We start from the raw sequence: 228 nt of genomic DNA on the forward strand, positions 1-228 counted from the left end.
AGGATAGCTTATCGGTAGCTAACCGTCCCTCCATCCACATGACCAAGCGTTGCACTTATTATCTGAATTCGCGCTCAATGGTAACGAAAAAATTCGCGTTGTATTCGGTACAAAAGGAGGTCGTCCCAGAGACACAACTGTGTTGGATCGTGTGCGTATTCCGACCCAAACCGACCATTGATTCCGATTTAATCCGATCGCACTTTCCGATTTAATTCGACCACGAAT

At 46.1% G+C, this 228-nt stretch carries 1 pseudogene; it reads left to right on the plus strand.

The features are described 5' to 3' along the window. Nucleotides 1–73: 73 nt before the first annotated feature. Nucleotides 74–160: pseudogene (locus ACSZO1_RS22875) on the plus strand (integrase domain-containing protein); the annotation flags it as partial. Nucleotides 161–228: the final 68 nt, after the last annotated feature.

Source organism: Erwinia sp. V71 (assembly GCF_965644245.1).
Taxonomy (GTDB): Bacteria; Pseudomonadota; Gammaproteobacteria; order Enterobacterales; family Enterobacteriaceae; genus Erwinia.